Below are 23709 nucleotides of genomic sequence, written 5' to 3'. Positions count from 1 at the left end.
TTGGGGCAGAAGACTGCCTCACTGGGTTGTTCACCCCGTCACTGAATCGAAAAACAGCGCAAGGTGTTTTTTGTTGTACAGTCAATAACATGTTCGACAGACTGTTGGCGAAGCCGTGCTACAGTTTGTGCGATATGGGGCAAATATTTAGGCTCATTACGGCTGCTTTTCGGCCGAGGGCGTATATCGCGGGGCTGCAAATACGGCGCGTCAGTTTCTATCATCAGCCTATCATCTGGGATCCAACTAACCTGCTGCTGCAAGGCTTGTCCACGGCGCTCATCACACACCCATCCGGTGACGCCGATGTATAACCCAGCGTCCAAACACTCACGCAATGCGCGATCATCGCCGGTAAAGCAATGCAGCACCGCTGCGGGCAGTTTATCGAGCCAAGGGCGTAAAATCGCGAACCAGCGATCGTGCGCATCGCGACAGTGCATGAAGACAGGCATCGACAGCTCAGCCGCCAGCGCAAGCTGCGCATCAAAGACCGCTTCTTGTTGCGGCCGTGGCGAGAAGTCTCGATTAAAATCGAGGCCACACTCACCGATCGCCACCACCTCGGCGCGCTGCGCTAATTGCCGGATAACGGTTAAATCCGCGGGGTCGACAGACTTGGCATCATGCGGATGGACGCCAGCGGTGGCATAGGCAAACGCCGGATAATGGATGGCGAGATCCGCCACCGCTTGGCTTTCTTCCAGATTAGTCCCGGTCAGCAGCATACCGGTGACGCCCGCTTGCTGCGCGCTCGCGACCACGGCGTCTCTGTCCTTATCAAACCGCGTGCTAGTCAAGTTCACGCCAATATCGATCATTCACTGGCCTCTTGCGATTCCGATGACGCACGTGGCACGTAAAAGCGCGATAGCAACACACCTAGCTCGAACAATAAACACATAGGAATCGCGAGCAAGGTTTGCGAAATCATATCCGGTGGTGTCAGCATCATACCGACTACGAACGCGGCGACGATAACGTATGGGCGTTTTTGACGCAGGCTTTGTGCACTGGTCGCGCCGGTCCAAACCAGCAAAATAATGGCGATGGGAATTTCAAACGCGATACCAAACGCCAAAAACAGTGCCAAGATAAAATCGAGGTAACTAGCAATATCGGTCGCCACTTGCACCCCTTCGGGCGCTATCGAGGTGAAAAAACCAAACACCAATGGCAGCACCACCCAATAGGCAAACGCGACGCCCGCGTAGAAGAGCAACGAACTCGATACCAATAAAGGCAACACTAACCGCTGTTCATGCTTATACAAACCGGGGGCTACAAACGCCCAAATTTGGTACAAAATCACCGGTACCGCCACGAACACCGATATCACTAACGTCAGCTTTATCGGCGTGAAAAACGGTGACGCCACATCCGTGGCGATCATGCTCGCGCCTTCTGGCAGCTTATCAATCAGCGGCTGTGCCACCACGCTGTATATATCGTTAGCAAAATAAACCAAGCCAATAAAGACGAAGAGAATCGCAATGATCGCTCGCAACAAGCGGTTGCGCAGCTCCATCAAATGGCTAATTAGCGGTTGGGTATCATTTACGGAGGACATAGTAGCCTTGCTCGTTTATCGCTTATCGGTCGGCGACGGCTCTGAAGACGGTGCCTCAGGGCGCGGCGTCTCTGTCGACGATGCATAAGGGCGTTGGACATCCGCAGCATGCTGACGCAAGGTATCCACCGATTGCTGCAGCTCAGGGTCAAGGTCTTTCATGCCAGCCTGCTCAGCTTTGCGTAAGTTGTCTTGCAGCTCTTTAATTTTAAGCTCTTGCTCGAGCTCGTCTCGAACAGAGCCCGCCATACGCTTCGCTGCCCCCACCCAACGCGACACATTCCGTATCGCGACGGGCAGTCGCTCTGGGCCCAGAACCACTAAGCCAATCACGGCGATCAGCACCAGTTCCCAGAAACCTATATCAAACACGGTTATACCTGCTCTTTATCTTTACGTGCTTGCTCGTTTGTTGACGTCTCAGCCCCAGTATCATCAAGGGTCTTTTGCTGGAAGTCTGCGTCTTTGCCTTTTTGGCTGTCTTCGTCGTCGTTCATGGCTTTCTTAAAGCCTTTCACCGCTGAGCCTAAATCGCCGCCCATGTTACGAAGCTTTTTCGTGCCAAATAGCAATACCACAATCACTGCGATAATCAGTAACTGCCAAATACTAATTCCACCCATACTGGTTCCCTTCCACGTGTTGGTTTACATCAATTGAACGCAGCAGTGTAGCTGCTATTTATTACAGGTTTTATTACAAAGTCGCCAACCCCACAACCAAAAAATCACCGCGCCGCCGGCTGCGACCGAAGGTAAGACCTCTACCTGATTGGCAAACAGTATGGTTGCTGTCAGTAGCAAGGTGGCGCCAATACCGAGCATGTAAGTGGCGCGTGAATGGCGTTGCCGTGTTTGCAAATAACCATGATAGTAAGCATCGAGCCGTTGGTTGATTTGTCGCCCTTGACGCAATCCGTCATACACCAGCTCTGGGATCTCGGGTAGCTTCTCAGCCCAAAATGGCGCTTTCTCTTTGACCGCCGCCCACACCGCTTGTGGCCCCACTTGCTGTTTCATCCACGACTCTAAAAACGGCTTGGCCGTGGTCCAGAGATCCAACTGCGGGTAGAGCTGACGCCCCAGTCCTTCGATGTAGAGCAAGGTTTTTTGTAACAGTACCAGCTGTGGCTGCACTTCCATATTAAAACGGCGCGCGGTGTTAAATAGGTTCAATAAAACATTACCGAACGAGATTTCGCACAGCGGTTTTTCGAAAATAGGCTCACACACGGTGCGGATGGCAAACTCAAAATCATCCACATTGGTGTCATGCGGCACCCAGCCAGAATCAACGTGTAACTCAGCGACTTTGCGATAATCACGATTAAAGAACGCGATAAAGTTTTCTGCTAAATAGCGTTTATCGTCGCGATTTAAGGTACCGACAATTCCGCAGTCCAGTCCAATCCACTGCGGGTCATGCGGGTGTTCGTAGGAGACAAACACGTTGCCCGGGTGCATGTCCGCATGGAAAAAGCTATCTCGGAATACTTGGGTAAAGAAGACCTCAACCCCGCGCTCGGCGAGCAATTTCATATCAGTGCCATTCGCTTCCAGCGCTTCGATATCCGACACTTGAATGCCATAGATACGCTCAGACACCATCACGTCTTTGCGGCAGTAGTCACTGAATACTTCGGGCACATACAGTGCGGGGTCGTTTTCAAAGTTGCGGCGCAGCTGAATGGTGTTGGCCGCTTCGCGCATTAAGTCCAGCTCATCAAGCAAGGTTTTTTCATACTCGCGGATCACTTCGACCGGCTTTAACCGACGAGCATCAGGCAGAAAACGCGCCACCAGCCGTGCCACGCGATACATCAAGCGCAAGTCAGCTTGAATCACCGGCAAGATATCAGGACGAATCACCTTCAGTACCACTTCACGTCCGTTCGATTTTAAGGTGGCAGTGTGCACTTGCGCGATCGACGCGGAGGCGAGTGGGTTAGGATCAAAGTCGCTGAACCAGGTCTCCAGTGGGCCACCCAGCGAGGCTTCGATTTGCGCCTTGGCTTTGTGGCCATCAAACGGCGCGACTTTATCTTGTAGCTGAGCCAACTCATTGGCGATATCGGCGGGAAAAAGATCACGGCGTGTCGACATCATCTGGCCAAGCTTCACCCACACCGGGCCCAAGCTTTGCAGCGCCAAACGTAGTCGCTCACCCACCGGCTTATCGGGGTGCTGGTTTTTCAACCAAAATAAAGACTGGCGCCCCAGGTGCGCTAAGCGGGTGATCGGCTGCTTAGGCAACAAGGCGTCCAACCCATAAAGCAGCAGGGTGCGAATAATAAAATATAAACGACGAATTTCACTGAGCGTCATTAGGACTCCATCCGTTCAGCCAACTGCTTAAAACGCGCCTCAAGCCTGGCAACATCACTGCGGATCTCATCGACTTGATCCGAAAAGTAAGCCACTTCCAATGGTCCCGGCGCCACGCGCCATTCTTCGGTTAATATCTCGCCAAGGTAGCGCTGCTGACGCGAGGCAAGTTGGTTCGCTTGCTGCCAGCGCTTTTGGGCGTGACTCACCACAGTATGTGCCATCACATCCCCCATATAGGGCGAGAGCCACTCGGCAATATCAAACTGCAACCCGCTGAGCAGTTGCGAGAATTGCTGGGCGACATCGATATCGCCATCAAGCGTCAGCTGATCGGCTTTGATCAGCGCGGTAATATTGGCTTTTTGTTGCAGTTTAGGCAGCGCGGCAAGCGAGAGAGAGAGTGCACAGTCAGGCTGTGCTTCGTAGTGGCTGAGCACATCCACACGTTGGCTGAACGAGAAGACAAATTGCTTATTCCACTCTTGCAAAGAAACGCGAATCGTACGGCCTTTGAGGCGCGCCAAACGGCGCTGGCTATCAGCATCGCGTGTGATCACGCCATTTAATGCTGTCTCCAAGGCGGCACACACGAGAGAATCAAAGGCCATACTGGCTCCTTAGAATTTAAATCCGCGGTGCAGGGCGACAATGCCACCGGTCAGGTTGTGGTAGCTGGTTTGTTCAAACCCGGCTTGTTCCATCATTCCTTTTAATGTTTCTTGATCAGGGTGCATGCGAATCGACTCGGCCAAGTAGCGGTAGCTATCTGGATCGTTGACAATAAGCTGACCCATTTTCGGCAAGACGTGGAATGAGTAGGCGTCATACACTTTGGAAAGCGGCGCGACGACTGGTTTAGAGAACTCCAAGACCAACAGACGTCCCCCCGGTTTGAGCACACGGAACATCGAACGCAAGGCCGCATCTTTGTCGGTGACGTTACGCAGGCCGAACGCGATGGTGATGCAGTCAAAGTGATCATCGGGAAATGGCAACGCTTCTGCGTTCGCTTGTACGTAACTGACATTGCCCACAATGCCTTTATCACGCAGTTTGTCTCGGCCCACTTTCAGCATGGAGTTATTAATATCGGCGAGTACCACTTCTCCGCTTTCACCGACCAGACGCGAGAATTTGGCGGTCAAATCGCCCGTTCCACCGGCTAAGTCGAGAACTTTCTGCCCTGCGCGCACGCCACTGCAGTCAATGGTAAAACGCTTCCATATCCGATGGATGCCCATCGACATGACGTCGTTCATCAGATCATATTTTGCGGCCACCGAGTGAAATACATTGGCTACCATGCTTTCTTTTTCTTGGCGTTTGACTTGCTGAAAGCCAAAGTCGATGGTCTCTTGGTCCTGATGCGTTTGTTTATCTGTCATGTTAATCCCCTAACGTGTTGGCCCTAGTTTACTTTATCGCCCATCCGGACTCCAAGCGCGCAACCCAGTTTATTCTCATTCTTGCGTGGTGGTGCCTGGGTCCGTCTGCATGACATTGACCGACTCTCCCGGTCCAGGTTCCGTGGCCACACTGGCCAGCGCCGGACTTATATCGCGTTTAACCTCGACACCTAGGGCTTTAAAGCTCTCCGCTTGGCGCAAGATATTGCCGCGCCCTTGGCTAAGTTTGTTCATCGCTCCTTGATAACTGTCACTGGCTTTACCCAGCGCACTACCCAGCCCTTCCATATCGCTAACAAAAAGTCGCACCTTGTCATAAAGCTTGCTGGCCTTCTCGGCGATTTGTTTGGCGTTTTGATTTTGATATTCATAGCGCCATAAATTATTGATTGTTCTGAGAGCCACTAACAAGGTGGTCGGGCTCACCAGCATGATGTTGTTGTCCATGGCGTCCCGAATCAGACTGGCATCCGCCTCAACCGCGACCTGAAAAGCCGGCTCAACAGGAATAAACATCAGTACGTAATCCAGTGAGCGTACTCCATGGAGTTGATGATAATCTTTGCGACCCAAACCACGAATATGCTGACGAATTGCCTGGACATGCTCTTTAAGCGCGGCATCTTGTTCGGCCAGTGTCTCAGCGTTGTAATAGCGTTCATACGCGACCAAGGCCATTTTGGCATCAACGACGACATCTTTTTCTTGTGGCAATTTAACCACCACATCCGGCTGATAGCGCTTGCCCTGTTCATTTTCAAAGCTGACTTGGGTTTGGTACTCACGCCCCTCTCGCAAGCCAGACTCTTCTAAAATGCGCGCGAGGACCACTTCGCCCCAATTACCTTGTTGCTTATTATCGCCTTTAAGCGCCTGAGTCAGGTTATGGGCCTCACGGGTCATGTCCGCGTTTAATTGTTGTAAATTTTTGATTTCATGAATCAAGGTATGGCGCTCTTTGGCTTGCTCGCCAAAGCTATCAGTCACCTGCTTCTTAAATCCTTCCAACTGCGATTTAAGCGGTCCAAGCAGGCTTTCTAAGCTCATTTTATTTTGCTCATCGACCGAGTGGACTTTTTGCTCAAATACTTGATTGGCAAGTTGCTCAAACTGGGTGCGTAATCGCTCCTCCGCGTTTTCTAGCAGTGCGTGTTTTTCCTTTGCCGCGTTTAACTGCTGCTCCGCGCTGGCTTTGACTTCTCGCAACTCTGCCAACAGTTCAGACTTTTCCTCACGTACGGAGTCTAATTTGTCGCTTAAGTCGTGATTATGCTGACGCAGTTGCTCCTGTTGCCTGAGTTTCTCGCTCGTAGAGGTTAACTTGCCATAATACTGGCGTAATTCCTGGGTTAGGCGGTCTCGCTCGACATCCAAACTATCTAACTCGTGTTGCTGTTGTTCGAGTTGCTGCTGCAATTGTTGGTGTTGCATGTCAGCACTGGCTTGTTGCTGCGCATATTGCGTTTCATACCATTGCTGGTATTGCGCAATAACACGTCGGTGTAGGCCATAACCGAGTCCAAGGGCACTGACGGCGCCAAAACAAAACGTGAGAATAGGTAAAGCGGAAAATGACAAGCCATCAAGCATAAAGCGTTCTCTATTGTGCGGTCATTGGTATCAGCAAAGGCTAATGGGATACTGGATAGATGTCCAGTCTATCTCAGTCAGTTACAATGGCGTAGACTGCCTGGAACGACAGGCATATTGGCAAGGAGGCAACATGCATAACGAACGGAAGGCACTGATCTTTGCCTTGTCTGCTGTACTGCTATGGTCAACGGTTGCAACCGCATTCAAAATCACCCTGAGCTACATGACACCGATTCAAATGCTGGCAGCGGCCAGCTTAGTGTCGGTAGTAATTTTAACCGTTATTGCTGCTGTGCAAGGAAAGCTTCACGCGCTGTGGCCGACCTTTCGGCGTCGACCCGGTTACTATTGCGTGTTGGGGATGATTAATCCATTCATTTACTACTTGGTGCTTTTTAAAGCTTACGATCTGTTACCCGCTTCATTAGCCCAGCCTTTAAATTACAGCTGGGCGATCACTCTGACATTATTGGCGGCATTGTTTTTAGGCCAAACGATTCGTCGTCAAGATTGGATTGCGGCGGCGTTGGGCTATTTTGGCGTGGTTGTGATCGCTACCAAAGGCCAGCTTTTATCGCTCCAGTTCGATAGCCCGCTTGGCATTGGTTTGGCGTTACTCTCAACGTTATTGTGGGCAGGTTTTTGGGTCCTTAATACTAAAAATCGCGCTGATCCTGTGCTCGGCATTTTGCTCTGTTTTATTCTGTCACTGCCTGTATCTTTGCTATTGGCTGGATTAACAAGCACTTGGGAAGGGATCCCTTGGCAAGGATGGTTGGCAGTCGGTTATGTCGGGCTATTCGAAATGGGAATAACCTTTATGCTGTGGCTGAGCGCGATGAAATATACCCAGAACACCTCTCGGATCAGTAATCTGATTTTTATTTCGCCTTTTATCTCTTTGGTGTTACTGGCCACCATTATTGGCGAGACAATTCATATCAGTACCTTGGTTGGGCTAAGTTTTATTGTAGTGGGGTTACTGATCCAACAGCGTACCCCAAAAAAGCGCAAACAACCTGCCGCAAGCGCGTAACCTGTATTGCTTAAGGGTTGCCAATGCCGCTCACAATGCACGGCGCCCGTTGCACGGCGCCCGTTACACGGCGTCAATCGGCATTAACCCATCTTACGCTGGATCATATACTGGTATAGCTCGTCAGCCGACAAGCCATCTTGCTCCAAACCTTGGGTGATTTCCTCGATACGCTCAGCACGACGATCTTCAATCACGTGATTAAATTGATAAACCAGCTCGCGTAAATATTTGAGCGGCACTTGATGGGCGGCGCTACGGACACGCTCTTCACTTTGGCTGCCTAGCTCTACCAATAATTTACCAAACATGATTTTTTCCGGCGATTCCTCAAGTTGTTCAAGGACGCGCGCCATTTCGATTGTCGATAATGACATAGTGTATAACTGACCTTTGGATATAAAACGAAAAGGAATGAGCGTTAATTCGATTTGCTTAGTAAATATACTCTGAACCACGCACGTTTAGCAAAATAAAAAAACGCTGGCCGAGGCCAGCGCAAAAGGATGATGGGTTGTCGAGACCCCTGCGTTTTGCACGTCTTATTATTGTTTGCCAACTGAGACGTTGTTTTATTGATTATTTAGCTTTTTACCATTTTGGCATGCCATTGCTTACCTTTCGGTGACCATAAAATAATCAGACCCGGCACTAATAACCACATATGCACCGTCATCAAATCACTGGCCGATAAGCCTAGACGCAGGGTTAAGCTCACGAGTAGCCCAGCCCCGCTCATCTGGAATAACCCGAGCAATGCCGCGGCCGTGCCCGCGCGGTCCGAAAACGGCGCTAATGCTGCTCCAGCTGACGCGCCTAACACCCAAGCAAAGCCGAATGAAGAGGTAAAGATCGGCAACATAAAGGCCCAAGGCGCAGCGATGGGGCTGAGCGCCAACATCAACCCGCCCGATCCCACCAGCATCATAAGGCCAATATTTAATGCCCGGCGGCTACCAAACTTTTGCATATAACGCGGCCCTAACATTGCCGCGGCAATATTTAACGCCGCATTGGCGCCAAACCAAAAGGTGAAACTGTTCATGGAGATACCGTATCTGTCCATCAACAGCACAGGTGCGGAGGTGACATAAGCGAGGATCACCGCCATCGCCAACATGCAAAGGGTTATGTGATAAGTAAATGTTGGTACACGCAGCACCTGCCAATAACGGCGTAAGCTGAATAGGCGGCCCGAGGTATCAGTATGCGATGGTCGGGTTTCGGGCAAAAAGACGATAACCAGCACCAACCCTAATACCGCATAACCGAGCATAAAGGTGAAGTTAGCACGCCAGTCAAACACCTGGGTTAACCAACTACCAAGTAGAGGCGCTAAAGCCGGTACAAAACAAATCGCGCCATTTAAGTAGCTAATCATATGGCCACTGCGCTCAGCACCGAATCGGTCACGCACCGCTGCAAATGCACACACGGAAGTCGCGCACGCGCCAAAACCTTGCAGCAAACGCGCCACCAGCATCATATCCATCGAGGTGGCGAGCCACGCCATCAAAGAGCTCAGTCCATAGAGCAGTATGCCAATGACGGCTACAGGTTTACGACCAAAGCGATCGGCCAACGGCCCCGCAAACAGCTGACCAAGACCTAAGCTAAACATAAACCAGGTCACAGTGTCTTGAGCCAAAGTGGGACTCACATTAAAGTCACCCGCCATATGCGATAGTGCCGGTAGGTAAATATCAATCGCCATCGGGCTAAACAGCACCAGTAACACCATTAAGGCGACCAGTAAGCGATTCGATGTCGGTGAATCAGTGTGTGACATTGGTTACTCCTCTATACAGGCACGCAGTATAGTGGCTTCAGGATATGAACCATAATGGTTTATAGTAAAAGCAGTTATTCCTAAGGAGAATACCTGTAATGGATTTGGACCAGCTGCAGCGTACCGACCTTAACTTATTGGTGTGCTTACATGTGCTGTTAGAAGAGTGCAATGTCACGGGCGCGGCAAAACGGCTGCATTTAAGCCAATCGGCAGTGAGTAAAAACTTAGCCCGACTAAGAGCGCAATTTAACGACCCGCTTTTTACGCGAGCGGCCCACGGGCTCAAACCCACCGTTCGGGCGCAAGCCTTACAGGCAAAATTACGGGCTTTACTCAATGATGTTGCGGCGATGACCGAGCCGGACCACTTTCAGCCACACTTGAGTGATCGCTGTTTTCGCTTTGCCCTCGTCGAGAGCGCCTACCCATTGCTACTGCCACAGTTTATTGGCGATATGCTGGAAGCGGCTCCAGCTATCACCCTCAATACTGCTGCTTGGGATCAAACCACCTTTGATGGCCTCGCCCGCGGCAATATCGATTTTGGTATTACCGGTAAAGATTTAAATCCCGCCGATGCCATGTTGACCATGATGCCGCCCAAAGGTGTACGCTACCAAGAGCTTTGCCAAGATCACCAGTGTGTGTTGATGCGCGCCGATCACCCGGCACTCAAGGGTCCATGGGATGAAGCGCGTTATCTTGGACTGCGACATGTACAGGTGAAGTGTGATGGGAATGACCGCTGGCTGTTGGACTATAAACTGGCAGAGCGTAATATTGAGCGTGACATTGCCATGTACGTGCCAGATTTCAACAGTGCGGCGAGCCTGTGTACCTATACCGACCTGGTGTTTACTTCACCAAGCCAGTTTGCGCATTATATTGCCGCGTCGCTCAATTTGGTGGTACGGCCGTTACCAACGCCAATACCGCCGATGGCGTACACCTTGTTTTGGCATCAAAATCAAGAAAATGACCCGGGGCACCAATGGCTGAAAGCCTTGATTATTTCGCGCTGTCAGCAATTTAGCCCAGCAAAATTGCAGCCTATCGCCAATCGCGCTAGGGTCTAACCCACTGGTTTTTTACGCGTGGCCGAACATGGCAAGTTCACCCCATACAAAGAAGGAAGAATAATGGACGCGACCCTTACCAAGCGTATTGAGCAGCTAAGACACTGGCTAGCTCAACACGACTATGACGCCCTACTCATCCCCCATGAAGACGAATATCTCGGTGAGTATGTGCCTGAGCATAACGAGCGCCTCCACTGGGCGACCGGCTTTACCGGCTCAGCAGGCGCCGCGGTGATCACCCGTGACAAGGCAGCGATTTTTGTTGATGGCCGCTATGTGGTTCAAGTCCGTAAACAAGTCCCCGCTGGCCTGTTTGACTACTGCCATCTGATTGATGAGCCACCGGTACAATGGGCCCAACAACAATTGCCCAAGGGCGCTAAGCTGGCTATCGACGCTCGCATGCATAGCGCCGCTTGGTACAAACGCACTCAACACACGCTGGATGGCGCTTTGACACTGGTAAGTGTTGAGCAAAATCCGATTGAAAGCCTGTGGGACGATCGCCCCGCCCCGCTTAATAGCCCTGCCATTTTACTAGGTGAAGAGAAAACCGGCCGCGCCAGCTTAGATAAGCGTCAAACCATTGGACAGCAGTTAGCCGATCAGAATCTTGATGCCGCGGTACTCACTCAACCCGATGCCGTCTGTTGGCTGCTCAATATCCGTGGTCGCGACATCCCACGTTTACCCGTGGTACTGACCCAAGCGATCATCAAGCAATCCGGTGACGTCACCGTGTTTATCGACCCTGACCGTCTCCCCGAAGGCTTTGCTGCTCACGTGGGCCAAGGCGTGAGCGTCGCGCACCCTGATAGTCTGGTTGATGCCCTGCAAGCGCTGAGTGGTCAACGTGTATTGGTTGACCCAAACGGTGCCAATGCCTGGACACTGGACACCCTCCAACAAGCGCAAGTCACCGTGGTGGAAGCGCAAGACCCGTGTGCGCTTGAAAAAGCGGCCAAGAACCCGCAAGAAATCGCCGGTATGCAAGCCTGTCACGTGCGCGATGGTGTTGCCGTGACTCGCTTTTTGGCCTGGTTTGACCGTCAAGTCGACGCGGGTGAACGCCCTGATGAAGCCGTGCTCGCAGACACCCTGTATCAATTCCGCCAACAAGACGATCAACTGGTCGACTTAAGCTTTGATACCATTTCCGCCGCCGGTGGCAATGCGGCCATGTGTCACTATAACCACAACAATCAGCCCAAACCGAGCGTGATTGAAAGCAACAACGTCTACTTGGTCGACTCAGGCGGCCAATACTATGACGGCACCACCGACATTACTCGTACGGTGCCGGTGGGCGAGTGCAGCGCTGAGATCAAAAAGGCCTTTACGCTGGTGCTTAAAGGGCATATTGCGTTAGCGACCGCGCTATTCCCGAAAGGGACGTCAGGCAGCCAGCTTGATGCCTTAGCACGCCAGTATTTGTGGCAACACGGCTATGATTTTGACCATGGCACCGGTCACGGTGTCGGGCATTTCTTGGACGTGCACGAAGGTCCGCAGCGCATTTCCAAAGCGCCCAATAGCGTCGCGCTATTGCCAGGCATGGTGGTGTCAAACGAGCCGGGCTACTATCGCGCCGACGCGTTTGGGATCCGGATTGAAAACCTCGAGTTGATTGAAGAAAAGCCCACCGAGGGCGACATGACGATGCTCGGGTTTGCCTCACTCACGCGTGCACCGATCGATCGTCGTTTGGTCGATGTGAGCTTACTCCGCGAGGCGGAAATCCAGTGGTGGAATCGCTATCATCAAACCGTGTGGGATGAAATCAGCCCGCACCTCGATGATCAAGACCAAGCTTGGTTAAAACAAGCGACCGCGCCGCTAAGCCGTTAAGTCGTGTCTTCACCGAGTGTGAAAAACAAAAAGCGTCCGATTGGACGCTTTTTTTTATTCCCCTTTCAGGGCTTTCTCGACCGCTTTAGGCGAAAAGCCGCGCAAGGTGGTATCGCCAATGCAAATCACCGGGACACCCCGTGAGCCAGTTGCCGCCAGCAGCTTCTTGCCTTTGGGCGTGGCCGTATCGACAACACGATAACGCAGCCCTTTTTTATCCAAGTAAGCTTTGGCCGCCTCACAGTGAGGACAGCGTGGACCTACATATACAGTAATACGTTTCATGCCCGCATTGTCGCTAACCCACTGCCGTTTGTGAAGCCATTTGCGCCTGACGCGCGATATCGTAGATGTTATCCCAATCTTTCCATACCACCTCAAAACCGAGGGCACGGACGCTGGCGGCCACCTCTGCCGCGCTCCGTTCATCACTGATGGCAAACTGCTCCAATTGTGGCTCAGGGTTCGCATAACCGCCCGGTTGGGTTTTTGACGCCGCGGATAGGCTCGTGACCCCAAGGGGCAACACATTGTCGCGAAATTGGGGGGACTCTCGTGTCGATAGCGACAGCTCGACCTGCGGATTCCACAACCGATAGGCACAAATCAACTGAACCAGCTGCTTATCCGTCATCACCGATTTTGGCTGTAACGCCCCCGCGCAAGGACGTAAGCGCGGAAAAGATAGCGAATAGCGGCTTTGCCAGTATTGCTTTTCCAGATAATCCAGATGCTGAGCGGTAAAAAAGCTGTCGGTGCGCCAGTCCTCAAGGCCAATCAAGGCGCCAAGACCAATCTTATCGACCCCTGCTTGTGCCAACCTATCTGGGGTTTGCAACCGGTAGTGAAAGTCGGTTTTATTCCCGCGCTTGTGGTGTTCCCCATAGGTTGGAGCGTGGTAGGTTTCTTGGTACACCATCACCGCATCCACACCCTGTGCCACCAAGGCGCGATATGCCTCGGTATCCAGCGGCTGCACCTCCATCGCCACATGATGAAAGTATTGCTTCACCACCGGTAAAGCGCGGAGAAAATATTCGAACCCCACCTTGGTTTCATGCTCACCGGTCACCAAGAGCACACTGTCAAAGCCCATTTTTTTGATCGCTTCACACTCGGCGGCGATCTCGGCTTCATCCAGCGTGCGCCGTTTGATTCGGTTTTCCATCGAAAAACCGCAATAAGTACACACGTTGGCGCACAAATTGGAGAGATACAGCGGAATGTAAAACCCCATGGTGTAACCAAACCGCTGCCGCGTCAGCGCCGCAGATTGCTGAGCCATGGCCTCAAGGTAGGCTTCAGCGGCAGGACTGATCAGGGCAGCGAAGTCGTCCAAATTGCGCGAAGATTTAGCCAGCGCCCGCTCGACATCTTGGCGCGTTTTGCTGTAAATCGAAAGGCGATGATGATCCCAATCGAGTGCCGCCCACCGCTCAGAAAAGCTCATCACGCCTCCTTAGCGTCAAGAAACGCGGTTAAAGGACTAGAAGCGTGGGCGTGATTGTGTGTGCCCGCCAGCCCAGCGCGATACGCACAGTGTCCGGCTTCAACCGCTTGTTTAAACGCTGCGCCCATGGCAATCGGATCGCCAGCCGTGGCAATGGCGGTGTTGACCAATACCGCATCAGCGCCGCGCTCCATCGCTAACGCCGCATCTGACGGTGCACCAATGCCGGCATCAATGATCACCGGCACGCGAGCTTGCTCGATAATGATGTCGAGAAACGCCATTGAGGCCAGCCCTTGGTTGGATCCAATCGGTGAGCCAAGGGGCATCACCGCCGCGCATCCCACCTCTTCCAAACGCTTACACAGCACAGGATCGGCATGACAATATGGCAGCACCACAAACCCCTCATCCACAAGCGTTTTCGCCGCTTGAAGGGTTTCAATCGGGTCAGGCATCAAATATTTGGGGTCGGGGTGAATTTCCAGCTTCACCCAATGCGTTCCCAATGCTTCTCGGGCAAGACGCGCGGCAAAGACCGCTTCTTGCGCATTTTTCGCCCCTGAGGTATTGGGCAGCAGGCGTACACCGAGCTCGCGCAGCGGCGTTAGAATATCGTCTTGTGTGGCATACACATCGACTCGCTTTAGGGCCATGGTGACCAGTTCAGTACCACTGGCCGCCAGTGATTCGGCCATAGTCTTGCGACTGGCAAACTTGCCGGTGCCGGTTAACAGGCGAGATGAAAACGTCGTATCCGCAATGGTTAACATAATTATCCTCCGGCAATCGCTTGAAAGACCGCCAAGCTATCGCCAGCGGTGAGTGACGTGGATGACCAAGCATCACGCGCAATAATGGTCTGATTTAGCGCGACAGCGACCGATTCGGCCGGCACCTTCATCTCCTCAATCAGTTGCGCGACGGTCGTGGCATTGACCTCTGTAGGCGTGTCATTAATGATTAAACGCATCATTTACCTCCTGCATTGGCTGACAAACCGCACAGTGCGGATGAACGGGCAGCGAAAAGTGCTGCCATGTCATGGTTTGTCCATCCAGTCGTGACAAGCGATTGGTACCGACCGCCTGCCCTAATAACAGTTTTATTCCTTCCAACGCTTGCGCGGTGGCCATCATACCGACCACAGGTCCCATTACCCCAGCTTCAGAACAGCGCGTGGGTTCAGAAAGCGTCACGTCTGCGAAGGCGCACGCATAACATGCGCTATGCGGTTGATAAACCAATAACTGGCCTTGCCAACCGATCGCCGCTGCGCTCACCAAGGGTGTACCAGCCTCTACACAGGCTTGATTGACTGCATGGCGAGTAGCGAGATTATCACTGCAATCAAGGACCACATCCGCCATCGCCACTTCAAGCGCCAGACGCTCACCTTCTAGATAGGCATTGATGGCTCGGCACTGGCAATGTGGATTCAGCGCGACCAAGTTAGCGGCTAGCGCTGCGGCTTTATCGGTGCCAATTTGCTCATCCCGATACGCCACCTGACGCGCCAAATTAGATAGCTCAACGTGGTCCGAGTCAGCAATCGCTAACTGACCCACGCCAGCGCCTGCAAGATAGAGGCCCGCGGTGGTTCCAAGCCCACCGGCACCGACCATTAACACGCGCGCCTTGCTCAGTGCCTGCTGCCCGCACTCTCCAACTTCTGGCAGCATGATTTGCCGGCTATAACGCAGGTATTCACTGTCCGATAGCATCACGCCCTCCTTGCTGTCTTGATGGATTAAGACAGCGGTTAAATGCGTCAATGCGCGCCGCTAAATCAGGCGCTTGCGTCACGGCGCGGACCACCGCAATGGCGTCCACGCCGGTGCGCCAAACGTCAGGGGCTCGGTCGAGATCAATACCGCCAATCGCCACCGTCGGGAAACGGCTATCCACAGCCACCACCTGCTGCGCTAACGCTGAAATGCCTTGCGGTGGCTCGACGAGCTGTTTGGTAGTGGTGGGAAAAATATGGCCGATGGCAAGATAACTGGGCGAGAGTTCAACCGCTGCAGCGAGCTGTTCGGGACTGCGTGTCGATACGCCAAGGCGCACGCCTTGTCGTGCGAGCCGATCAAGATCCGCCTCTTGTAAGTCTCGCTGCCCTAGATGAACACCATAGGCGCCAGCCTCAAGCGCGAGCTGCCAGTGATCGTTGATAAACACCTGCGCATGGTGCGTGCGGCCCAACGCCACCGCACGCTGTACCCAATCCGCCAATTGAGGATGCGCTGGCTGCTTCACACGCAGTTGCACGGTTTTCACCCCCAAGCAAAGCAAGCGTTCGAGCAAATCCACATCGTCCACCACCGGATATAATGGGCCTATACCTTCAGACATAGGCGCAAACGGGGTCAGGCTCATGATTCCACCTTATCGCTGTCCGCTACCTCAGCGCCTTGTAGTGACGAATGATGGGATTTTTGCAGGTAGAGCTCACTGCCCTTTTCTCGAAACTCTTGCGATTTTTGCTGCATGCCTGCTAACGGGTCTTCCAGCATAGTGACATCAATCGCTTCACCCGCGGCGGCATAGCCATTTTCTTTGGCATAGTCTCGGACTTCTTGGCTGATTTTCATGGAGCAGAATTTCGGCCCACACATGGAGCAAAAATGCGCGACCTTGCCCGACTCTTGAGGCAGTGTTTCATCGTGATAAGCACGCGCCGTCACCGGATCTAAAGCAAGGTTGAACTGATCTTCCCAGCGGAATTCAAAGCGCGCTTTGGAAATGGCGTTATCTCGCACCTGCGCGCCCGGATGTCCTTTGGCTAAGTCGGCGGCATGCGCGCACAACTTGTAGGTGATAAGCCCAGTTTTAACATCCTCTTTGTTGGGCAGACCCAGATGTTCTTTAGGCGTGACATAGCAAAGCATCGCACACCCAAACCAGCCAATCATCGCCGCACCAATCCCGGAGGTGATGTGGTCGTAACCAGGCGCGATATCGGTAGTCAGCGGGCCTAAAGTATAAAAAGGCGCTTCATGGCAATGGGTGAGCTGCTCGTCCATGTTCTCTTTGATCATGTGCATAGGCACATGGCCGGGGCCTTCAATCATCACCTGCACATCGTATTCCCATGCCACCTTGGTAAGCTCGCCCAGAGTACGTAGCTCACTGAATTGCGCTTCGTCGTTCGCGTCAGCCACTGAGCCGGGACGTAACCCGTCGCCTAGTGACAGCGATACATCATAGGCGGCACAAATCTCGCAGATTTCACGAAAATGGGTATAGAGGAAGCTTTCTTGATGATGCGCCAAGCACCATTTGGCGATAATCGACCCACCACGCGAGACAATCCCAGTCACGCGATTGGCGGTCATGGGCACATAGTGCAAACGCACTCCAGCGTGAATGGTAAAATAATCGACCCCTTGCTCGGCTTGCTCTATCAAGGTATCGCGCATCACTTCCCAAGTCAGGTCTTCGGCAATGCCATTCACTTTCTCAAGCGCCTGATACATGGGCACAGTGCCAATCGGAACTGGGCTATTACGTAAAATCCACTCGCGAGTTTCGTGGATATTGCGTCCGGTCGATAAATCCATCACCGTATCCGCGCCCCAACGGGTCGCCCACACCAACTTTTCGGTTTCTTCTTCAATGGAGGAGCTCACCGCCGAGTTACCAATATTGGCATTCACTTTCACCAGAAAGTTACGCCCAATGATCATCGGCTCCGCTTCTGGGTGGTTAATGTTGGCAGGAATAATCGCACGCCCTTCAGCGACCTCTTGGCGCACAAATTCGGGAGTGATGTTTGATGGCAAGTGAGCACCAAAGCTTTCCCCAGGATGCTGGCGGTTTAGTTGCTCTTCACGATACTGTTGGCGACCCATATTTTCCCGAATAGCAATAAATTCCATCTCTGGGGTGATAATGCCTTGGCGTGCGTAGTGAAGTTGGGTCACACACTGATTAGGTTTTGCCCGACGGATAGACGGTAAGGCACTAAAGCGAAGATCATCCAAGGCTTCATCACTAAGGCGAGTCTGCGCATAGTCTGAGCTCACTGCATCAAGGAACTCTGTATCGGCACGTTCATCAATCCAGGCTTTGCGCACCGGGGCTAAACCTTGGTAAATATCGATAGCACTCTGTGGGTCGGTATAAGGCCCTGATGTGTCATAAACCCGAATGGATTCATTGGCCTCGTACTGCGGATTATCTTTACTCCCGCCTACAAAAGTAGGAGAAAGGTGGATTTCGCGCATGCCTACGCGAATATCGGGTCGCGATCCCTCGACATAGACTTTTTCCGAGTTAGGGTAGGTTTGCGCAGAGAGGGAATCGATAAAAGATTTGGCCTCAAGGCGGGCCTGTTTACGGGTCGACATAGCATTACTCCGGTGTTCATTATGGGAATTAATGCTTGCCGGAAAACGCTGAATTGAGATGTGAGCAAACTGGCAGACGCGTACGGTCTGTTATCTGATGCATCTCTTGTTCCCTTCGCTGGTCCTAACCAGATCAGGTTCAACGGATCCCACTTAACGTGGTCTCAGCCAATTGGCACTCCGACAAGTTCAACGCCAGTATAAGAAATCACCGCCGCAACAACAAGCGACGTAATGGCATGTTTTTACCTACCCAGTAATGCGTCCTAGCAACCAAGCCCCCATCGCGGCCGCTCCTAAGCATAACGCAAGGTTGAGACCCACGTTTAACAAGGCTTTCACCGTCTCACCATGTTGAAAAAGAAGCAAGGTATCCACTGAAAAGGTCGAGAAGGTGGTGAACGCGCCCAAAAAGCCAATCGCAATCAGTTGACGCCAAGGCACTGGGGCAATCAGCTCTTGGCTCATCGCCGCTAAAAAGACACCCATCGCTAATGAGCCCAGCACATTAACCATGAGGGTGCCGTAAGGAAATCCTCGACCAAACACCGCGACGCTCCACTCTGAAACTAGAAAACGCGAAGACGCCCCTAATGCGCCACCAAGTCCTACCCACAATATGCTTACCACTGGGTGCTCCTTTCGATTGGTAAAAAGTCATCATACCGCGACATGTGAACAAGAAACAGGAGGAAGAAAAAGGGAAGAGGGTCAGGAGTGCTAGGAGCTTGATGATTCACATACAAAAAAAGCACCGACGATGTCGATGCTTTGGTATTTGGCAGGGGTAGAGGGATTCGACCGGGCTGGCGACCCAGCCCCCAACACGCTTTTTTGTCGTTTGTATGTTCACACCTACCCTTAATCGGGTTACGAGAAGCTTGATGATTCACATACAAAAAAGCACCGACGATGTCGATGCTTTGATGTTTGGCAGGGGTAGAGGGATTCGACCGGGCTGGCGACCCAGCCCCCAACACGCTTTTTTGTCGTTTGTATGTTCACACCTGCCCTTAATCGGGTTACGAGAAGCTTGATGATTCACATACAAAAAAAGCACCGACGATGTCGATGCTTTGGTATTTGGCAGGGGTAGAGGGATTCGAACCCCCAACACGCGGATTTGGAATCCGCTGCTCTGCCAATTGGAGCTATACCCCTGTAGATAGGTGCCTATTGTAGCGATCCCGCGACAAATTACCACCACCAATTACGCTTCAGACGTTTGATCGCTTATTTATAAAGCAAATCGCCCCAACGACCCAATGACAAAAAACCCCAGCTTTTCAGCTAGGGTTTCTAAGTAGTGGCGGAGGGCCGGGGTTGCGGACAACGGGCAGGCCATCCTGCGGGACTCATTCGCCCGCAGGGCGAACCTGGCCAATAACAAAAAAACCCTACTAAAATTAGCAGGGTTTCTAAGTAGTGGCGGAGTGGACGGGACTCGAACCCGCGACCCCCGGCGTGACAGGCCGGTATTCTAACCAACTGAACTACCACTCCGCACCAATTCTGTATGATTAAAGGCTTATATCTCTTTGCTTTAATCAATTGTAATCAAAGCCTGGCGATGTCCTACTCTCACATGGGGAGACCCCACACTACCATCGGCGCTGCTTCGTTTCACTACTGAGTTCGGCATGGAATCAGGTGGGTCCAAAGCGCTATGGTCGCCAAGCAAAATTTTGTTTTGTCTTCACTTTTTTAAAAGTGAAAACCATCAACCTAGAAAGCTGTTCGTTCTCGCCACAATCAACTGGCTTATTTTGAGTCCAACCCAAAACCTCTTGGGTGTTGTATGGTTAAGCCTCACGGGCAATTAGTACAGGTTAGCTCAACGCCTCACAGCGCTTACACACCCTGCCTATCAACGTCGTAGTCTACGACAACCCTTTAGAGAGCTCGAAGCTCTAGGGATGACTCATCTCGGGGCCAGCTTCGCGCTTAGATGCTTTCAGCGCTTATCTGTGCCGAACTTAGCTACCGGGCAATGCGTCTGGCGACACAACCCGAACACCAGCGGTTCGTCCACTCCGGTCCTCTCGTACTAGGAGCAGCTCCCCTCAATCATCCAACGCCCACGGCAGATAGGGACCGAACTGTCTCACGACGTTCTAAACCCAGCTCGCGTACCACTTTAAATGGCGAACAGCCATACCCTTGGGACCGACTTCAGCCCCAGGATGTGATGAGCCGACATCGAGGTGCCAAACACCGCCGTCGATATGAACTCTTGGGCGGTATCAGCCTGTTATCCCCGGAGTACCTTTTATCCGTTGAGCGATGGCCCTTCCATTCAGAACCACCGGATCACTATGACCTACTTTCGTACCTGCTCGAGCCGTCACTCTCGCAGTTAAGCGGGCTTATGCCATTGCACTAACCTCACGATGTCCGACCGTGATTAGCCCACCTTCGTGCTCCTCCGTTACTCTTTGGGAGGAGACCGCCCCAGTCAAACTACCCACCAGGCACTGTCCTCACCCCGGATAACGGGGCTAAGTTAGAACATCAAACATACAAGGGTGGTATTTCAAGGATGGCTCCACAGCAACTGGCGTCGCCGCTTCAAAGCCTCCCACCTATCCTACACATGTAGGCTCAATGTTCAGTGCCAAGCTGTAGTAAAGGTTCACGGGGTCTTTCCGTCTAGCCGCGGGTACACAGCATCTTCACTGCGATTTCAATTTCACTGAGTCTCGGGTGGAGACAGCGTGGCCATCATTACGCCATTCGTGCAGGTCGGAACTTACCCGACAAGGAATTTCGCTACCTTAGGACCGTTATAGTTACGGCCGCCGTTTACCGGGGCTTCGATCAATGGCTTCTCTTGCGATAACCACATCAATTAACCTTCCGGCACCGGGCAGGCGTCACACCGTATACGTCATCTTTCGATTTTGCACAGTGCTGTGTTTTTAATAAACAGTTGCAGCCACCTGGTATCTGCGACTGCCCATAGCTCCATCCGCAAGGGACTTCACCGCGGGCAGCGTACCTTCTCCCGAAGTTACGGTACCATTTTGCCTAGTTCCTTCACCCGAGTTCTCTCAAGCGCCTTGGTATTCTCTACCCGACCACCTGTGTCGGTTTGGAGTACGGTTGCTACTTACCTGAAGCTTAGAGGCTTTTCCCGGAAGCATGGCATCAATGACTTCACCACCTTGGTGGCTCGACATCGTGTCTCGGCCTTGATTTCCCGGATTTGCCTAAGAAATCAGCCTACGCACTTGAACCTGGACTACCATCGCCAGGCCCACCTAGCCTTCTCCGTCCCCCCATCGCAGTAAGCAGCAGTACGGGAATATTAACCCGTTTCCCATCGACTACGCCTTTCGGCCTCGCCTTAGGGGCCGACTTACCCTGCCCCGATTAACGTTGGACAGGAACCCTTGGTCTTCCGGCGAGGAGGTTTTTCACCCCCTTTATCGTTACTCATGTCAGCATTCGCACTTGTGATACCTCCAGCATGCCTCTCAGCACACCTTCAACGGCTTACACAACGCTCCCCTACCCAATATCCATAAGGACATTGCCGCAGCTTCGGTGTATCGCTTAGCCCCGTTACATCTTCCGCGCAGGCCGACTCGACCAGTGAGCTATTACGCTTTCTTTAAATGATGGCTGCTTCTAAGCCAACATCCTGGCTGTCTGAGCCTTCCCACATCGTTTCCCACTTAGCGATAACTTTGGGACCTTAGCTGGCGGTCTGGGTTGTTTCCCTCTCCACGACGGACGTTAGCACCCGCCGTGTGTCTCCCGGATAGTACTTACTGGTATTCGGAGTTTGCAAAGGGTTGGTAAGTCGGGATGACCCCCTAGCCTTAACAGTGCTCTACCCCCAGTAGTATTCGTCCGAGGCGCTACCTAAATAGCTTTCGGGGAGAACCAGCTATCTCCGAGTTTGATTGGCCTTTCACCCCTAGCCACAGGTCATCTCCTAACTTTTCAACGTTAGTGAGTTCGGTCCTCCAGTTGATGTTACTCAACCTTCAACCTGCCCATGGCTAGATCACTCGGTTTCGGGTCTAATGCTAGCAACTACACGCCCAGTTAAGACTCGGTTTCCCTACGGCTCCCCTATGCGGTTAACCTTGCTACTAACATTAAGTCGCTGACCCATTATACAAAAGGTACGCGGTCACCCCACAAAGGAGGCTCCCACTGCTTGTACGTAGACGGTTTCAGGTTCTATTTCACTCCCCTCACAGGGGTTCTTTTCGCCTTTCCCTCACGGTACTGGTTCACTATCGGTCAGTCAGGAGTATTTAGCCTTGGAGGATGGTCCCCCCATGTTCAGACAAGATATCACGTGTCCCGTCCTACTCGTTTTCACGACTAAGGCGCTGTCGGTTACGGGGCTATCACCCTTTATTGCCAGGTTTTCCAACCTGTTCACCTAACGCCTAAGCCGCTTAAGGGCTGCTCCGGGTTCGCTCGCCGCTACTGCCGGAATCTCAATTGATTTCTTTTCCTTCGGGTACTTAGATGTTTCAGTTCCCCGAGTTCGCCTCTTAGCGCTATGTATTCACGCTAAGATACCTGCTTATGCAGGTGGGTTTCCCCATTCGGAAATCCCAGACTCAAATGGCTTTTACTGCCTTATCTGGGCTTATCGCAAGTTAATACGTCCTTCATCGCCTCTGACTGCCAAGGCATCCACCGTCTACGCTTAGTCACTTAACCATACAACCCCAAAAGGTCTTGCATGTAAAACAACTAAGGTTTTGTTTTTGCCGGACTCAAAATAGAGACTTTGCTTATCACTAAGACAAAGCCCAAGCACACTTGATTGTGTGAGTGACATTACATGTCACTGATTGAGAACTTTACTGTCATTCTTTAAGAATGACTTGTCAGCTTTCCAGATTGTTAAAGAGCATGTCGTTTATTGCTAAACCACGTTCTAAAGATTCTTAAGCAAAAACCTTTAAAGCGTGGTGGGCGATACCGGGCTCGAACCAGTGACCCCCTCCTTGTAAGGGAGGTGCTCTCCCAACTGAGCTAATCGCCCACAATATAGTGGTGGGTTGTACAGGATTCGAACCTGTGACCAATTGATTAAAAGTCAACTGCTCTACCAACTGAGCTAACAACCCAAATGGCGTCCCATAGGGGAGTCGAACCCCTGTTACCGCCGTGAAAGGGCGGTGTCCTAGGCCTCTAGACGAATGGGACGCATCGATATGTTTGGGAACATATCCTCTTCAATACTTCAACCTATACAATCTGTGTGAACACTCGCAAGAATAGCGTCAG

21 protein-coding genes, 5 tRNA genes, 2 rRNA genes and 1 riboswitch are annotated in these 23709 nt (G+C 52.2%); of the genes, 3 read left to right on the top strand and 25 right to left on the bottom strand.

Features of this window, described 5'->3' with window-relative positions; all coding sequences use genetic code 11:
- Positions 1-38 precede the first annotated feature (38 nt).
- The 8 genes from N7E60_RS00240 to rmuC all read right to left on the bottom strand — a co-directional run bounded on the left by N7E60_RS00240 (position 39) and on the right by rmuC (position 6893).
- Positions 39-821, bottom strand: coding sequence for a TatD family hydrolase (locus N7E60_RS00240; protein WP_269597814.1), 783 nt, complete (start codon positions 819-821; stop codon positions 39-41).
- Positions 818-1570 carry a twin-arginine translocase subunit TatC gene (gene tatC, locus N7E60_RS00235; RefSeq protein ID WP_269597813.1) on the bottom strand — a complete coding sequence of 251 codons (753 nt, stop codon included), beginning with the start codon at positions 1568-1570 and terminating at the stop codon, positions 818-820. Before tatC ends, N7E60_RS00240 begins: the two co-directional genes overlap by 4 nt.
- A gap of 15 nt (positions 1571-1585) precedes the next feature.
- The gene (gene tatB, locus N7E60_RS00230) at positions 1586-1942 is read right to left on the bottom strand and encodes a Sec-independent protein translocase protein TatB (protein WP_069588226.1); all 357 of its coding nucleotides are present in this window, start codon (positions 1940-1942) and stop codon (positions 1586-1588) included.
- Positions 1943-1944: 2 nt separating this feature from the next.
- Positions 1945-2193, bottom strand: a complete 249-nt coding sequence (tatA, locus tag N7E60_RS00225) for a Sec-independent protein translocase subunit TatA (RefSeq protein WP_069588228.1) — start codon at positions 2191-2193, stop codon at positions 1945-1947.
- A gap of 54 nt (positions 2194-2247) precedes the next feature.
- Entirely contained in the window at positions 2248-3894 is a 1647-nt protein-coding gene (gene ubiB, locus N7E60_RS00220; RefSeq protein WP_077677979.1) for a ubiquinone biosynthesis regulatory protein kinase UbiB, read from the bottom strand.
- A complete protein-coding gene (locus N7E60_RS00215) occupies positions 3894-4505 on the bottom strand; it encodes a ubiquinone biosynthesis accessory factor UbiJ (protein WP_269597812.1) in 612 nt (203 codons plus the stop codon). Before N7E60_RS00215 ends, ubiB begins: the two co-directional genes overlap by 1 nt.
- Before the next feature lie 9 nt (positions 4506-4514).
- Positions 4515-5282 carry a bifunctional demethylmenaquinone methyltransferase/2-methoxy-6-polyprenyl-1,4-benzoquinol methylase UbiE gene (gene ubiE, locus N7E60_RS00210; protein WP_069588234.1) on the bottom strand — a complete coding sequence of 256 codons (768 nt, stop codon included), beginning with the start codon at positions 5280-5282 and terminating at the stop codon, positions 4515-4517.
- Between the two features lie 75 nt (positions 5283-5357).
- Positions 5358-6893, bottom strand: a complete 1536-nt coding sequence (gene rmuC / locus N7E60_RS00205) for a DNA recombination protein RmuC (protein ID WP_408642329.1) — start codon at positions 6891-6893, stop codon at positions 5358-5360.
- A gap of 133 nt (positions 6894-7026) precedes the next feature.
- Here rmuC and N7E60_RS00200 point away from each other — a divergent pair, with 133 nt between their 5' ends.
- The gene (locus N7E60_RS00200; RefSeq protein ID WP_269597811.1) at positions 7027-7932 is read left to right on the top strand and encodes a DMT family transporter; all 906 of its coding nucleotides are present in this window, start codon (positions 7027-7029) and stop codon (positions 7930-7932) included.
- Between the two features lie 83 nt (positions 7933-8015).
- Here the strand turns inward: N7E60_RS00200 and tsrA are convergent, their stop codons facing one another.
- Together tsrA and N7E60_RS00190 are read right to left on the bottom strand one after the other, a co-directional pair.
- Entirely contained in the window at positions 8016-8309 is a 294-nt protein-coding gene (gene tsrA / locus N7E60_RS00195) for an H-NS-like global regulator TsrA (protein ID WP_021022191.1), read from the bottom strand.
- 206 nt (positions 8310-8515) lie between these two features.
- Entirely contained in the window at positions 8516-9721 is a 1206-nt protein-coding gene (locus N7E60_RS00190) for a multidrug effflux MFS transporter (RefSeq protein WP_269597810.1), read from the bottom strand.
- Between the two features lie 98 nt (positions 9722-9819).
- Here N7E60_RS00190 and N7E60_RS00185 point away from each other — a divergent pair, with 98 nt between their 5' ends.
- Both N7E60_RS00185 and N7E60_RS00180 read left to right on the top strand, forming a co-directional pair.
- Complete coding sequence (locus N7E60_RS00185) at positions 9820-10800, top strand: LysR family transcriptional regulator (RefSeq protein WP_077663377.1); 981 nt, start codon at positions 9820-9822, stop codon at positions 10798-10800.
- Positions 10801-10863: 63 nt separating this feature from the next.
- The gene (locus N7E60_RS00180; protein ID WP_269597809.1) at positions 10864-12651 is read left to right on the top strand and encodes an aminopeptidase P family protein; all 1788 of its coding nucleotides are present in this window, start codon (positions 10864-10866) and stop codon (positions 12649-12651) included.
- 54 nt (positions 12652-12705) lie between these two features.
- Here N7E60_RS00180 and N7E60_RS00175 read toward each other — a convergent pair whose 3' ends face one another.
- From N7E60_RS00175 to N7E60_RS00105, 15 genes are all read right to left on the bottom strand, one after another.
- Positions 12706-12936, bottom strand: a complete 231-nt coding sequence (locus N7E60_RS00175) for a glutaredoxin family protein (protein WP_069361819.1) — start codon at positions 12934-12936, stop codon at positions 12706-12708.
- 13 nt (positions 12937-12949) lie between these two features.
- Entirely contained in the window at positions 12950-14101 is a 1152-nt protein-coding gene (gene thiH / locus N7E60_RS00170; RefSeq protein WP_269597808.1) for a 2-iminoacetate synthase ThiH, read from the bottom strand.
- On the bottom strand, positions 14101-14874 hold the full coding sequence (locus N7E60_RS00165) for a thiazole synthase (RefSeq protein ID WP_269597807.1): 774 nt from the start codon (positions 14872-14874) through the stop codon (positions 14101-14103). Before N7E60_RS00165 ends, thiH begins: the two co-directional genes overlap by 1 nt.
- A 2-nt stretch (positions 14875-14876) precedes the next feature.
- Complete coding sequence (thiS, locus tag N7E60_RS00160; protein ID WP_077668675.1) at positions 14877-15077, bottom strand: sulfur carrier protein ThiS; 201 nt, start codon at positions 15075-15077, stop codon at positions 14877-14879.
- A complete protein-coding gene (locus N7E60_RS00155; RefSeq protein ID WP_269597806.1) occupies positions 15058-15825 on the bottom strand; it encodes a HesA/MoeB/ThiF family protein in 768 nt (255 codons plus the stop codon). Before N7E60_RS00155 ends, thiS begins: the two co-directional genes overlap by 20 nt.
- Complete coding sequence (thiE, locus tag N7E60_RS00150; RefSeq protein ID WP_269597805.1) at positions 15809-16477, bottom strand: thiamine phosphate synthase; 669 nt, start codon at positions 16475-16477, stop codon at positions 15809-15811. The genes N7E60_RS00155 and thiE overlap by 17 nt, the downstream gene beginning before the upstream one ends.
- Positions 16474-18450, bottom strand: a complete 1977-nt coding sequence (gene thiC, locus N7E60_RS00145; RefSeq protein ID WP_269597804.1) for a phosphomethylpyrimidine synthase ThiC — start codon at positions 18448-18450, stop codon at positions 16474-16476. The genes thiE and thiC overlap by 4 nt, the downstream gene beginning before the upstream one ends.
- A gap of 93 nt (positions 18451-18543) precedes the next feature.
- Positions 18544-18643: riboswitch (TPP riboswitch) on the bottom strand.
- A 56-nt stretch (positions 18644-18699) separates the two neighbouring features.
- A complete protein-coding gene (gene crcB / locus N7E60_RS00140) occupies positions 18700-19080 on the bottom strand; it encodes a fluoride efflux transporter CrcB (protein WP_069586806.1) in 381 nt (126 codons plus the stop codon).
- 454 nt (positions 19081-19534) lie between these two features.
- A tRNA-Trp gene (locus N7E60_RS00135) sits at positions 19535-19611 on the bottom strand.
- Between the two features lie 265 nt (positions 19612-19876).
- Positions 19877-19953 (bottom strand) — tRNA-Asp (locus N7E60_RS00130).
- Between the two features lie 59 nt (positions 19954-20012).
- Positions 20013-20128 (bottom strand): 5S ribosomal RNA (rrf, locus tag N7E60_RS00125).
- 120 nt (positions 20129-20248) lie between these two features.
- Positions 20249-23136, bottom strand: a 23S ribosomal RNA gene (locus tag N7E60_RS00120).
- A gap of 252 nt (positions 23137-23388) precedes the next feature.
- Positions 23389-23464, bottom strand: a tRNA-Val gene (locus N7E60_RS00115).
- Between the two features lie 9 nt (positions 23465-23473).
- Positions 23474-23549, bottom strand: a tRNA-Lys gene (locus N7E60_RS00110).
- A gap of 3 nt (positions 23550-23552) precedes the next feature.
- Positions 23553-23628 (bottom strand) — tRNA-Glu (locus tag N7E60_RS00105).
- Positions 23629-23709 lie beyond the last annotated feature (81 nt).

Origin of the sequence: Salinivibrio proteolyticus, from assembly GCF_027286365.1 — a bacterium.
GTDB lineage: Bacteria > Pseudomonadota > Gammaproteobacteria > Enterobacterales > Vibrionaceae > Salinivibrio > Salinivibrio proteolyticus.
The sequence above is the reverse complement of the archived record's forward strand: the minus strand, read 5'-3'. Positions and strand labels throughout refer to the sequence as shown.